This window comes from Streptomyces sp. NPDC043896 (assembly GCF_056435605.1).
The window spans coordinates 17320-29861 of record NZ_JBWKEE010000019.1 but is presented as its reverse complement, the minus strand read 5'-3'; the positions used below and the strand labels follow the sequence as shown (position 1 = coordinate 29861).

General features: G+C 72.3%; 12 protein-coding genes. 9 read left to right on the top strand and 3 right to left on the bottom strand.

Going from position 1 to position 12542, the window contains the following annotated elements; all coding sequences use genetic code 11:
• The first annotated feature begins 40 nt into the window (after positions 1–40).
• On the top strand, positions 41–568 hold the full coding sequence (locus tag AC069X_RS25450) for a hypothetical protein (protein ID WP_478731748.1): 528 nt from the start codon (positions 41–43) through the stop codon (positions 566–568).
• A gap of 157 nt (positions 569–725) precedes the next feature.
• Here the strand turns inward: AC069X_RS25450 and AC069X_RS25445 are convergent, their stop codons facing one another.
• Positions 726–1250 (bottom strand): NUDIX domain-containing protein, encoded by a 525-nt coding sequence (locus AC069X_RS25445; protein ID WP_478731746.1) that lies wholly within the window; start codon positions 1248–1250, stop codon positions 726–728.
• A 288-nt stretch (positions 1251–1538) separates the two neighbouring features.
• Between AC069X_RS25445 and AC069X_RS25440 the strand changes: the two genes are divergently transcribed.
• Positions 1539–1907, top strand: a complete 369-nt coding sequence (locus tag AC069X_RS25440; RefSeq protein ID WP_478731744.1) for a VOC family protein — start codon at positions 1539–1541, stop codon at positions 1905–1907.
• 203 nt (positions 1908–2110) lie between these two features.
• Here AC069X_RS25440 and AC069X_RS25435 read toward each other — a convergent pair whose 3' ends face one another.
• A complete protein-coding gene (locus AC069X_RS25435) occupies positions 2111–5053 on the bottom strand; it encodes a CRISPR-associated endonuclease Cas3'' (RefSeq protein WP_478731742.1) in 2943 nt (980 codons plus the stop codon).
• An 80-nt stretch (positions 5054–5133) separates the two neighbouring features.
• Between AC069X_RS25435 and AC069X_RS25430 the strand changes: the two genes are divergently transcribed.
• The 7 genes from AC069X_RS25430 to AC069X_RS25400 all read left to right on the top strand — a co-directional run bounded on the left by AC069X_RS25430 (position 5134) and on the right by AC069X_RS25400 (position 11606).
• The gene (locus tag AC069X_RS25430; RefSeq protein WP_478731740.1) at positions 5134–6711 is read left to right on the top strand and encodes a type I-E CRISPR-associated protein Cse1/CasA; all 1578 of its coding nucleotides are present in this window, start codon (positions 5134–5136) and stop codon (positions 6709–6711) included.
• Positions 6708–7406 carry a type I-E CRISPR-associated protein Cse2/CasB gene (gene casB, locus AC069X_RS25425; protein ID WP_478731738.1) on the top strand — a complete coding sequence of 233 codons (699 nt, stop codon included), beginning with the start codon at positions 6708–6710 and terminating at the stop codon, positions 7404–7406. The genes AC069X_RS25430 and casB overlap by 4 nt, the downstream gene beginning before the upstream one ends.
• A gap of 13 nt (positions 7407–7419) precedes the next feature.
• Positions 7420–8766 (top strand): type I-E CRISPR-associated protein Cas7/Cse4/CasC, encoded by a 1347-nt coding sequence (locus tag AC069X_RS25420; protein ID WP_478731736.1) that lies wholly within the window; start codon positions 7420–7422, stop codon positions 8764–8766.
• Positions 8763–9608, top strand: a complete 846-nt coding sequence (cas5e, locus tag AC069X_RS25415; protein ID WP_478731735.1) for a type I-E CRISPR-associated protein Cas5/CasD — start codon at positions 8763–8765, stop codon at positions 9606–9608. Before AC069X_RS25420 ends, cas5e begins: the two co-directional genes overlap by 4 nt.
• Positions 9605–10321: a type I-E CRISPR-associated protein Cas6/Cse3/CasE gene (gene cas6e / locus AC069X_RS25410; protein ID WP_478731733.1), complete on the top strand. Its 717-nt coding sequence runs from the start codon at positions 9605–9607 to the stop codon at positions 10319–10321. The genes cas5e and cas6e overlap by 4 nt, the downstream gene beginning before the upstream one ends.
• Before the next feature lie 247 nt (positions 10322–10568).
• Complete coding sequence (locus AC069X_RS25405; protein ID WP_478731731.1) at positions 10569–10703, top strand: hypothetical protein; 135 nt, start codon at positions 10569–10571, stop codon at positions 10701–10703.
• Positions 10704–11003: 300 nt separating this feature from the next.
• Complete coding sequence (locus tag AC069X_RS25400) at positions 11004–11606, top strand: hypothetical protein (protein ID WP_478731729.1); 603 nt, start codon at positions 11004–11006, stop codon at positions 11604–11606.
• A gap of 132 nt (positions 11607–11738) precedes the next feature.
• Here AC069X_RS25400 and AC069X_RS25395 read toward each other — a convergent pair whose 3' ends face one another.
• Positions 11739–12518 carry a hypothetical protein gene (locus AC069X_RS25395; protein ID WP_478731727.1) on the bottom strand — a complete coding sequence of 260 codons (780 nt, stop codon included), beginning with the start codon at positions 12516–12518 and terminating at the stop codon, positions 11739–11741.
• Positions 12519–12542: the final 24 nt, after the last annotated feature.

Here is a 12542-nt window from a genome sequence, read left to right as displayed (position 1 = left end):
CCTTGGAGGGTCCGCTGCGTCGGGTGCGATCATGCGCAGCATGCTGACCCTGAGGATGAACGACGCCGCCGTGCGGCTGCTGGGCACGCCGGCCCCGTCGCCGGCCCTGCTTCCCGCCGGAGAGCTCGCGCCCGGCCTGCACGACCGGCTCGCATGCGGGATCGTCCGCCGGGGAGAAGTGCTCACCTGGGCGGACTCGGCGGGCGACTTCAGCGGGGCTCCCTCCCCCTTCGATGACCTCACCGCGTGGGAATGCTCGGACAGCTCCTTTCACCTGGAGGACCGAGTCCCGGTCGCCGTCGCTGTGGTCGACCACGCTCCCCAGATCGCCGAGGAAGCCCAGCGGACCCTGCTCCTCCACGGAGTCACCTTCGCCCTGGAGCTCGGCCGGCTGATCTACGCGCTGGACGAGCCGTGCCCGGTGCGCTGCATCATCGCCGCGAACGAGACCAACGCGACGTTCAGGTTCCATGAGATCCGCCCGGGGGAGTCCTGGAACCAGGCGGACCTCGACGGGTACCGGCTGGAGAAGATGGTCACCCTCGATGTCGAACCGGCGCACGGCTGAATCACCGGCGCTCCCGCCCGAGCTCGCCGCTGCCGAGGCCAGCGGCGGCGGCCCACTCCTGGACTTGGCCGTCTGCGCGTACTGCCGGCTCCCGACTTTTGTCCGCGGACAAAAGTCGGGGTTCTTCAGCCTCCACCCGCCGGGCGCCTTCCCCTGATCAGATCCATCGGTAACCGGAGTCGTCCACGGCGGGAAGCATGGCTGATCCGGAGCCAACGGAAGCGTCGGGCCCGAGATCGGCGATGGGCACGGGCGGGAAGAGGGCAAGGTTCCGCGTCTGATCGCGCGGAAGCCAGACCACCTCTCCACGGCCGACCACGTCGTCGTCCTCGAAGGCCCTCAGCTTCCGCCGGACCCCAGGACCGAGCCGGACCTGGTAGACGAGATGCAGCTTGCGAGGAGGAGGCGTGGCGCCGGGCCGGCTCACCATGGCGTCCAGCAACCACAGGAAGCGCGGCGCTTCGGCGATGTCCTCCGGCTCCAGCCCGAGCTCCTCCTGAAGCTCTCGCTGCAAAGCAGCGGGCAGCGGCTCGGCGGGTTCCACGTTGCCGCCCGGTAGTGCGTGGTGGACCACGCCCTGGCTGTTCGTCCGCCGGATCAACGCCACGTCGTGACCGTCCATGACCAGCCCCGCCACACGGATCTTGATCTGGTGCAACGCGGCTGCTTCGTCGTCTGTCATCTGCCACCCCTCGCTGTGGGCCCCGCTGGCACAGCCGGTCCCTGTTTCCCGGTACCCGATGCCCGTGCCGCGGTGGCCGACCGTGACCCGTCGGATGATCTTCGCAGCAGTCCGTCCATGGACGTGCCCCTGCGCATGCCCGGTGCCCCGACTTTTGTCCGCGGACAAAAGTCGAGCCCTGGGTTGCCCCGGTTGGCTGGAGGAGCGGGGGAGTGGGGCGCTCTCCGGGGGAGGCCCGTGGGAAATCCCCTAGGGCGGCCGAGGAGTCGCCGACTAGGCTCCCCGGCCATGCTGATGCGACTGACGGCGGTCACCCTCGACTGCGCGGACCCCATGGCCCTGGCCGCGTTCTACCAGCGGGCCACGGGACTCCCGCTCCACGACCGATCCGACGACGAGTTCGCGGGCCTCACCCGGGGCCCGGGCTCGTCCGGCCTCTTCCTCGGCTTCCAACGGGTCGACCACTACCGGCCCCCTACCTGGCCGGGCCAGGACGGCCCGCAGCAGCTTCACTGCGACTTCGACGTCGACGACCTGGAGGAGGCGACGGCCCGCCTTGTGGAGTGGGGCGCGGCCACCCCCGCGTACCAGCCGCAGCCGGACCGGTGGCGGGTCGTCCTGGACCCGGCGGGCCACCCCTTCTGCCTGACCTTGTGACGTCCGACCCTGTCCGCCGTTGACCCTTGGCTCGGCGTCGGTCAGACAGGTGCAGAAGCCACCACGACGGAGAGCGCTCGGGGGGACGGGGGCGCATCCCGCCGACTGAGCAGACCCCCTACAAGTACGACGGGCCGCGGCGCCTCCGACTTTTGTCCGCGGACAAAAGTCGGAGGCACGGCGGGGAAGGGGAGGGGCCGGGGTCACAGTCTGCGGAGGCCGGTGCTCGGGTCGTAGTGGACGTGGCCGGCCAGCCCGGAGATGCATGCTCCCGTGGCGTCGAAGAGCAGGACGTCCCAGCAGTCGAGCGGTTTGTACTTCACGGAAGGCCAGGCCCTCGGGAGGGGCAACCCGTCGTGCCCCTCGAACCAGTTCCCCGGCATGGACACCGTGTGGAGCAGGAACTTCCGCTCTACCCGCCGTTCAACGGCCGGAGGCACCCCGTCCTTGAGCTGGGCAGTACGGTACAACTCGGCCTTCTGCTCGCCCTCGGCGTCGTAGAACAGGTCTCTGCCGTGCCGGTACAGGCATACGGCGTTCACCCGTGGCGTGCTGAGCCGGGGAAGTGCGCGGAGTCCTTCCACCCCGCCCTTCTCCCCGGAGCCGTTGAGCTCGCCCGAGACGAGCCAGTCCACCGTCGCCGGGTAGCCCTCGACGTAGGGGCGTACCGCGTTGTCCTCGGCGGCGAGGCGCTCTCGGGCGAGCGCCGGCTGCCAGGCGTTCCACGTCCGGTCCAGGAGCGCGGCCCATGCGCCTTCGTCCGTCTGCCGGGTCTCGTACACGCCCGCGATGAGTCCGGCGGCGTCCCGGGGGAGACGCAGGCTGATGCGCCCCCGCTGATCGCGGCGGCGCTGGAGGCCGCGGAAGGTCGCGGCCAAGGCGTAGGGAGCGTACGGGGCGTACTGGGTGGGCGTGGGTTCGATCAGGGGGAGGCCGGGTTCCTCGGGGTCGGGGCGGAAGAGGACGTCCAGGTGGGGGTGTCGGCACCAGGCGGGGCGCTGTCCGGCGTTCTCGGCATGGCGGTGGAGGCTGCCCGTGCGCGCGATGAGGAGGTCAACCGGGGCCAGGTCGGACAGCAGGTGGTCGAAGTCCACGGACGGTGCCGCGTTCTGAGTGGTGATCACCAGCAGCCGGCCGGGTCGGCAGGCGGTGGTCTCCTCTCCGAGGAGGGATCGGATCCGGTCCTCCACGGATCTCTGCCGGTGGGTGGGGAACTGTTCGTGCAGCAGGAGGATCTCCGACGCGTCCCAGCCGTGGGCCGCCGCGCCGGCTATGGCCGCCCGGTACAGGGCCACGGCCTGGCCGACCTCGTTGCGCACCACGCCGACACAGCCGCCGCTCCGTGCCCGGCGCAGCAGTTCCGAGGCGAGGGCGTCCGGATCCTCCTCACACCGCAGGCGGACCGTCGTCACGTTCTGCGCGGCGCCGGCCCGTGGGCCGCCCCGCCGGATGTGTCCGGCTGCGTCGACGGCCGTGACCGGACCGTCCCCACCCCCGTCGGTGGCCTCGACCCGCAGGCCCGCACACCAGGACGCGGTGAGCGCCGCTCGCAGTGCCGCCGGCAGGGCGTTGGACAGGACGACGACGGACGATCCGGCATCGGCGAGCCACTGCACCGTGGTGGCCAGCAGGTCCTGCTGGTACAGCTCGTAGGCGTGTGCCTCGTCGATGATCACGGTCTTGCACGAGAGCCCGAACAGTCTCAGCATCCAGTGCTTGGACGGCTGGGCGGCCAGCATGACCTCATCGACCGTGCCCACCCCGAAGGTGGCCATGAGCCCGACGCACCGCTTCAGGTACCAGGGGTCCATGACGGCCCTGTCACGCCCGGGGCCCTCCGCCACCGCCGGACCGTTCGCGGGATCCCGTTCCTCCTCGTCGGAGTCCAGGGCGGTGCGGCCTCCCGCCGCCAGGGAGTCGAGGGGCGCGCCCTGCTCGCGGGCACTCCGTTCCGCGTCGGTGAGCTCGTGGACGACCGGCTGTTCCAGGGCGCCGGCATGGACCACGGCGAGGGTGGCGTCCCCGTCGGCCACGGCCGTCCGCATGAACCGCCTCAGCTCATCGGCGATCCGCGCCGTGTCCGCCTTCGTGGGCGTGGCGACGTACAGCCCCTGGTACCCGTTGCGGGATGCCAGATGGTGGGCGCACCACAAGGCCAGACGGGTCTTGCCCGAGGACGGCGGTGCCTCGACGACCACCAGTGCCGGCCCGGCGGCCGGCACGAGGTCCATCACCGCGGCCTGTACGGGCCGTGGCTCTGTTCCGGGCCACAGCTCCTGCCAGGTCGCCCCGGCCGGCCTCCACCTGTCGAGGTGGAGTGCGGTCACCGCCGCCCTGGCTCGGTCCTGGGACGTCTGCCACCAGACCTCGTCCGGGTCGGCGAGGTCCGCGTAGGGGTAGTTGTCGTCGTTCGAGGCGATCCAGTCGCTCAGGATGACGAGCCCGGTGAGGTGGATCAGTGCTGCCGGCCTGACCGGGGCCACCACGGCCGGGAGGCGCCGCAGGTCGACGCCCAGCAGGGCGGCCGTCACCTCGACGAGGTCCGCCCGTATGCCGTCCCAGTCCGCGCCTCCGCGGGCGATGGTGGCCGTACCGACGGTTTCCGGGCCGGGGATGTGGCCGTGGTGGCCGCCCAGCGCGTACGCGACGGCGTGCAGCCCCTGGTGCCCGGGTGCCCGGCAGCGCCCGCCGTTCGCCACATCGCAGTCGCAGCCGAGCAGGCGGGGGAGTGTGGCAGCGGTGATGTGCTGGTGGTGTGCCCAGTACAGCCCCTCCCACGCGACCGGCAAGGGCAGGCCGTGGGAGCGTGCCTCCTCCTCCCACACCGCTCGTGCCGGTCGCAGGTGGGACCGTCCCTGGTCGAACCGGTTGAGGAACGCGGGCGCCGCCTTGCCGAGGTCGTGGAGCGCAGCCAGGAACGGTACGACCGCGCGCGCCGTGGCGGCGTCACCTCCGCCGAGCGCCTCCGTCAGCACCACCCGGACGTTGTCCGGCAGATGGCGGTCCCAGAGCTCGCGCGCCGTCGCGCCCGTGTCGAGCAGGTGGGCGAGCAGCGGGTTCCAGCCCCGCTGGCCGTCGTGGTACCTGCGCCGGTCCGGCGTCTTGCCCCACACCCACCTGTACGCCCCACCGCCCGACTTCGCCATTCCGGTCCCCCTCCCTCGCCTGTGGTGTTAGCTTCGCCTCGATCACGGCAGCACGTCACGGAATCGGGGGAACGAGCACGTTGGCCGAACCATCCGCCTTACCGCCGGCCGAGGCCGCCCCCCGGTGGGATCCGCGCCACCGGCCCTGCGTACCCGTGGTGACCACCGGCGGCAGGCCGGAGTCACGGACACTGCTCCAGGTGTTCCGGACCGCCGACGAGGACATCAGGACGCTGGCCGGCAGCACCCCCGGCGAGACGGTCGCCCTCTTCGAGTTCCTGATGGCCATCTGCTACGCGTCGAAGTCGAACCCGCCGGTTCCGGAGGGCTGGCTGGACGCGGTCGAGAACCGCCGGCCCTTCGACCGGGCGGTGGCATGGCTGGAGAAGGAACCCGACGACAGGTGGGACCTCTTCCATCCCACGGAGCCACTCGGGCAGAACTCCCTCCTCGCCCCGTTCATGGCCGAGCACGGTGTCGGGCCCGCCCAGCTCGTCATCGAACACGTCGGTGACTACAACCAGTTCTTCGACCACCACCACCTCGAACACCCACAACCCCTCACGGCCGAACGCGCCTTCCGGGCCATGCTCACCCAGCACGCCTACGGCCTCAGCGGCCGCGCCCGCATCTCCGGCAAGGCCACCCTGGGCGGCACCATCACCAACCTGGCCGCGGGGCGGCTCGGGGCCCGCATCCGCGTCATCGCGCTCGGCGAGACCCTCGGAGACACCCTCCGCCTCAACCTCGCCCCCGCCGCGCGCCGGGGTACGTTCAACCACACGTGGACGGTGTCGAGCCTCCCGCGCCGGGGTTTCGCCTCCAAACCCGACGGGCGGCCCGTGGACGGACCGGCCGACCTCCACAGCGTCCTGGGCCGCTCGATCCTCCTGAAGCCGTGCACCCTCGCCGACGGGGCACCGGGCGTGGACCGTGTCCTCGTGGGAGCCGGCGAACTGCTCGCCCCGCTCCCCGACTCCCTCGTCCAGGACGTCGTCCACACCGGCAGCGGCGCCACGGCCAAGCCGCTGGCCCCCTCACCGGCCCGGGCCCTGTGGCGCGAGGCGCACGCCCTGTACGCGGCCGTCGCCGACCGCGGCAAACGCCTCGACCTCTACCACCGGCTGGCCACCCTCGCCGAGGGACGGGTCTCCCTCTGGGCGGTGGGACTGATCGCCGACAAGACGGCGCCCTTGAGCTGGCTCTCGGACACCTTTCCCTACCGGCCCGGCCGGGAGGAGGAGCTCCGGCACGCCGCGCAGACCGGCTCCCAGCTCGCGGAGTACGTGGCGGCGTCCCTGGGGAAGGCCGCCTTCGCCGCCTGGAGGATCGCCTATCCGAACCCGAAACCCGCCGACAAGAAGCCGCAGACCGCCCGTTTCGACGCCCGTCCCGAGCACTGGGCGGCGGCCGAGCAGCCCTTCCACGTCCTGCTGGAGGGCGTCGTGGCCGGCGCCTCCGTCACGGAGAGCCTCCAGTCCTACGGAGCGACCCTCGTCGACTCCGCGACCGCTTTCCTCGAACACCGCCTCGGCTCCCTGCCCGCCAACGCTCGCGGTTTCCAGGCGCGCGCGGAAGCGCTGCGCACGCTGGCGGCGGAGCTGGACAAACCCAGGGCGCCGGACCAGCTCAAGTCGAAGGAGGACAAACGGCCGTGAGCACCAGCGACACGACCGACGCCGGCACCGGCACTCGCACCGGCACCGGGAGCGGACCGGAGGCGGCGCAGGACGTTCCGCCGGAACACCAGCCGGAGGCCCCGCCGGAGCGCCCGCCGGCCGAGCAGTTGGCCCGATGGCTCGGCAGCCTCGTCCACAACAGGGACAACGGCACGCTCGCCGAACTGCGCAGGCCCCGTGCGGAGGAAGACGCGCACATCCGGGCGGGCTGGTACGCCCCACGGGAGGAACAGCGCGAGATCTACGAGCGCGTCGCCTTCCTCTTCGCCGTCTACCACCAGGGAGCGGACCGGCCGCAGCGCGGCTACGACAGCCTGGGCGGCGCGATGCGCAGGATCGGGAGCCGCGTCGGCCGCGGTCCCGAGGACGCCGGCGCCTCCCGCCTCAACGCCCGCATCGTGTCGAGCCGGAGCATCCCCTGGCGGCACCTCCGGCACGCCGTCGCCCGGCTGCGGTCGTGCGAACAGGCCCCGCCGGACTGGTCGTTGCTCGTCGAGGACCTGGTCCGCTGGACCGACCGCGAGGCAAGGACCCGCTACCGCTGGGCCGTCGACTTCCACAAGCCGTGGAAGGCCGCCCGGCTCCCCTCGCGTACGACAGCCGGGCAGAAGGCCTCTGAGCCCCACCCTTCCGCGCCCCAGCCTTCCGCGCCCACCGACCACCAGAATGCCTAGAAGGACGCGACACGTGAGCACAGAGCCCGGCGGCCCCGGCGGCCGCCTTCAGTTCCTCTCCCTCCACCTCCTGGAGACCGTCGCCGCCGTGCTGCCCGTACGCGACGAGAACGGCGCCCCCAAGACCATCGTGTACGGCGGCGTCGAACGCCACATGATCACCAGCCAGGCCCGGCGCCGCGCCGAACGCGTCCACGCCCGCAAGCGGGCGAACGAGGGGACCGGCCCGCTCAAGGGCCACACCATGGGCGTCCGCACCCGGGAATGGGCCCTGATCACCGCCCGCAGCCTGGAGGACGACCACGGATGGGAGTACGCGACGGCGCTGCGCACGGCACGCGCGGTGCTGGAGGCCCTCGGCCTGAAGTTCGGGGACCCGGCCAAGAAGACGGTCGCCAACCTCACCAAGGTGCTGGTGTTCGCCCCGGCGGACGCGGGCACCCGCATCGCCGCCCACCTCGCCGCGGAGGCACGGTCCGTCACCACCTGGACGGAGGAGTTCACCGCCGCGCAGCAGGCCGAGGCCGACGGGCGGAAGAAGAAGGGGAGGAGGAAGGCCGAGGAGGAGGAGCCTCTTGCCGACGCCGGCGAGAACGCCGCAGCCGGGAAGGCACCCCTGCCGAAGGGCATCCGCACCGCCGTGCTGACGGCCCTCGCGCCCCGGGACGCCATCGACATCGCGCTGTACGGCCGCTTCCTGGCGGGCGTCGCGGACTCCCCGGACGTCGACGGCGCCGTCCAGAGCGGCCATGCCTTCACGGTCCACGAGGCCGAACAGGTCGACGACTTCTTCGCCGCCGCCGACGACGCCAAGCTCGACCGCAAGGCGAACGCCCTCGACTTCCTCGACGCCGCCGACGACGCGGGCGCGGGCATGACCGGCTACCAGTCCCTGATCTCCGGCACGTTCTACCGTCACGCCGTGCTCGACCGCGTCAGGCTGCGGCACAACCTGCGAGCGGCGGGCATGGGGGAGAGCGAAGCCGAGGCGGCCGCCGTCGCCGCCGAGGAGGAGTTCGTGAACTCCTTCGTCGACGCCTTCCCGGAGGCCAAGCGGAACTCCACCGCCTCCACCGGAACCCTCCCCGGGCTGGTCCTGGCGTTCGACGGCGACCGTCCCTTCAACTACGCCGGCGCCTTCCAGCGGCCCGTCGACGAGCTGACCGACGGCCCGGCCGGCCCGGCCGCCGTACGCCGCCTGCTGGAGCACCACCGCTTCGTCACCCGGCGGCGCACCGACATCAGGCCCGGCAACGTCCTCACCTACGACCTCGACGCCGATGCCGTGCTCCGCGAACTCAAGGCCGAGAACAAGCTGGACGTGAAGGAAGTCGTGACCATCGAGGGGCTGACGGCGTGACGCACGTCCTGCTCGTCCGCCTGGCGGGCCCCCTCCAGTCATGGGGGCTGGTCTCCCGCTTCACCCGCCGCGACACGCACAGCCGCCCCACGAAGTCCGCGGTGACCGGCCTGTGCGCGGCCGCGCTCGGGCTGGACCGGACGGCAGACCTCGGCGCCGCGGATCTGCCGCTCACGGAGCTGCGCTTCGGGGTGCGCGCCGACCGGCCGGGGGTACCCGTACGGGACTACCACACCGTCGGCGGGGGCAGGTTCCCCGTACGGCCCCGGGACGTCATCACCGATCACCGCAGGGCGGCCGCCGTCGCCCGCTCCATGGAGGCCCAGACCGGAGCCGCGTTCGGGCACCACGACCTCGCCGACTGGTACGGCGCCCCGAAGAAGATCGCCAAGGACCCGGGTTCCGGAGCACTCGTCTCGGAGCAGCTCGCACGTGACGCCCTGATCACCGAGCGCTGGTACCTGGCCGATGCGGCGTTCCTGGCCGCCCTCGAACACGAGGACCGCACCCTGCTCGACAGGATCGCCCATGCCCTGGAACACCCGCGGCGGCTGCTGTGGCTGGGCCGCAAGTCCTGCCCGCCGTCCGGCAGCCTCTCCTGCGGGGTGCACGAGGGGACCATCGAGGAAGTCTTCGCGAGGACGCCCCTGTTGCCCGACGCAGCGGACGAACCCGCCCCCTGGGCCTGGATCCAGGCCTCCCCGGACGACGCGGAGGCGGCACCGGTCAATGATCAGCCCGTCACCTTCGAGGCGGACGAACGCGCCCACACCGTCCGCTGGGAGACCCGCACCCGCATCACCATCGCCGACACCGCCACCGGATGGGACGTCCTCCTGTGACCCGGAGCACCACCTCAGCCCGCTTCGTCGCCACCCACAGCGTGCTCACCCTCGACGCGCGCCACCCGCTCGCCGCGAAGTCCCTCGTCGACGCACAGGACATGCACCGCACCGTCATGAGCGGCTTCCGCGGCTGGGTGGCTGACGGCAACCGTGACGCACGTTCGCAGATGGGCGTCCTGTCGACCTGGTCGGTGGACCTGAAGGCCGCCGCGCTCGTCATCGTGGTGCAGTCGCGCGTCCCCGGGGACTGGTCCCGCATCCCGCCGGCCGCGATGACCGGCCGGCCGCGGATCATCACCGTCGACCGCACCTTCAGGGCCGGCGACGTGGTCGAGTTTCGCACCGTGGTCAACCCGGTCCGCAGCGTCCCCACGGGAGCCCCGGCGTCGGAGAACGTCCGGGGCCGGCGCGTCGCCCACACGCGGCCGGACCACGTCAAGGAGTGGTTCACGCGTCGGCTCCAGCCCGAAGGCGGGCCCCGCACCGGCCCGAAGGGCGGCACCCGCATCGGCGCCACCGCCGACCCGGCCGCACTCGCCGTACGCATGCTGCCCACCGTCTCCAGCGACTCCCACAAGGGCCTGCGCATCGTCCGGGCGGAACTGCGGGGGAAACTGACGGTCACGGACCCCCAGGCCCTCGCCGACGCACTGGCGGACGGAATCGGCCACGGCCGCGCCTACGGCTGCGGACTGATCCTCACACGCTGACCGGCGCGGCCGGCGCGGCGGCGCGGCGAAGCGCCGTCCGGCCCCTGGCACGCCCTGTCCTCCGCCGGGCCCACGTCACCGACCACGGCGGACCGGTTTGCCGGATTCCGGGGACACGGGCGTCCGTGCCGCCGTAGGCTCGCCCCGTCACTTCCTGAGCTGAGGGCACTTGCCCTGCGCGATGGCGACCAGAACCTCGCGACGTCAGAGGTCGGTCCGTTCGCACAGCGAAGGGGGGTGAAGGGGCGTGGAGAAGCGAGAGCAGACCACACCCGGGACGGCGTCGAAGGCAGGATCCGGACTCGGTCGTGCCGTCCTGGCCAACATCATCGGCAAGGCCATCTGGTCGCTGCTGGTGGCGATGTTCGGGGACGACGTCTAACAGACGGGGGTCCGGCAGCACGTGAGCTGCCGGACCCCTGCCATGTGCCGCTGGCGCGGCCACCGGGCGGGCCCGGCGTCAGTGGGTGGAACATCGCCGAGCGGTGCTGGAGGAGTCCGGCGGTCAGGGCTCCGGCGAGGGTACCGAGTACGGCGACGATCGAAGGCCACAGGGACGTCATGTGCGGGGTCCTCACGGGTGGTCGGGTTGGCATGTTCACCTCTGAGAAGATGATCCCTCGGAACGTTGAGGTACGGGCCGGGCGGCGGCGTACCGTGGCCCGGCCCGGAGAAGGGCGAGATGAGAATGCGTACGTGGACGCGCGCCGCGGTGGCGTCGGTGGGGGCTGTGACCGTGGCGGCCCTGCTCACCGGGTGCGAGGGCCTGCCGTCGGCGAAGGGCGGCGCCCCGGCCTCGCCCCAGGCCGGCGCGGCGGCCAGGAAGACGTTCCGCCTGGGCGAGGCGAGCCCCGTCAAGGAGAGCCAGAAGCTGGACTCGCAGGACGCCAAGTTCACGGTGACCCCGCTGGAGGCGAACACCGGCACCGAGGCGGACATGGAGAACTCCGGGCTGCGGAAGGACGAGAAGGACGGCCCGCAGATCCCCGTGTTCGTCTGGTCGACGCTCACGCACAAGAGCGGCACGCCCATGAAGCTCGGCGACATGGACGGCGACCTGATGATCCGGACGGAGTCGGGCCTGCGCACGCGCGCGCTGATCGTCATGATGGGCAGTGCGAAGTGGCCCAACTGCCCGGCGACGGACAGCGAGAAGAAGATCGGCCCGGGCCAGTCGGAGAAGATCTGCACCGCGTTCCTGATCCCGGCCGGGCAGAAGCCCGCCGCCGTCGAGGTCTTCCGGGGCTTCAACGCGGAACCGGCGCAGTGGCCGCTCGGCGCCTGAGCTGAGCGGGAGTCCGGCGCCGCCCGCGGCGCCGACGAGCAGTACGGCCCGACCCGCGTCAGGGGGCCCGTCAGGGGCAGGCGGTGAACTTCGACGGCACGCCCGCCGGCGCGCCCACACCGCCACGCGCGGTCAGAACGGCGGGTCTTCGGCGCAGCCGCCCGTTCCGTTGTGCGCCCACCAGTGGCCGGGGTCGGCCGTGCGGGCGTGCTGTTCGCGGGCCGCGAGGTCGGCCGCGTTCTCGAAGGCGCCCGTGTCATGACCCCATGCCTGGAGGGCGTCCAGGGCGCGGCTGCGGTGGTAGCCGTTGGTGCTGGTGGTCAGCAGGTGACGGGCGTGGCCGGCCAGCTCCTCCGCGTGGCCGGCGAGGGCGGGGTGTTCCGCGAGGGGGATCGCGGCGACGACGGCCGCGTGGCGTACCGTCCCGTGATCGTGGCCGAGGAACGGCCGGACACCCGTGAAGATCGCCGGGCGCAGCTCGCGGAGCGCGCGCATCGGCCGGTACCGGGTGAGGAAGTCGTTGCCGCACAGGCGTTCGTGCATGGCGACGGTGCTGTCGTCGGCGTCGTAGGCCGTGGCCCCCAGCCAGTCGAGCAGTCTCGTGCGGGTGGGGTGGTGGGGCTCCTCGCCCGCCGCCGTGGACGGATGGCCGAGGACGGCCGCGACGTACAGCGCCACCGGCACGGTGGCTTCGTAGACGGTGTTCTGGTGGGTCACCTCGTCGAGGGCGTCCTTGGCGGCAGCTGCCCTGACGGCCGGGTCGCGGTCGAGGAGGCGTGCCAGGGCCCCCGGCAGCGCGGCGGCGGTCCCGTAGGGCGCGGCGAGCGATGCCCAGTCCGTGCCGTCCAGGACGTCTTGGTGGTGGGGGAGTCCGTCGGGCCGGGGGCACGGTCCGTTGCCGGGATGGGTCACAGGCCGAGGTTAGCGCCTCGTCCT

What these genes read in the sequence shown, in the direction of transcription:
- AC069X_RS25400 (WP_478731729.1), top strand. Translation starts at nt 11,004, where the DNA reads ATGAGAATGCGTACGTGGACGCGCGCCGCGGTGGCGTCGGTGGGGGCT.
- AC069X_RS25440 (WP_478731744.1), top strand. Translation starts at nt 1,539, where the DNA reads ATGCTGATGCGACTGACGGCGGTCACCCTCGACTGCGCGGACCCCATG.
- AC069X_RS25450 (WP_478731748.1), top strand. Translation starts at nt 41, where the DNA reads ATGCTGACCCTGAGGATGAACGACGCCGCCGTGCGGCTGCTGGGCACG.
- AC069X_RS25445 (WP_478731746.1), bottom strand. Translation starts at nt 1,250, where the DNA reads ATGACAGACGACGAAGCAGCCGCGTTGCACCAGATCAAGATCCGTGTG.
- AC069X_RS25435 (WP_478731742.1), bottom strand. Translation starts at nt 5,053, where the DNA reads ATGGCGAAGTCGGGCGGTGGGGCGTACAGGTGGGTGTGGGGCAAGACG.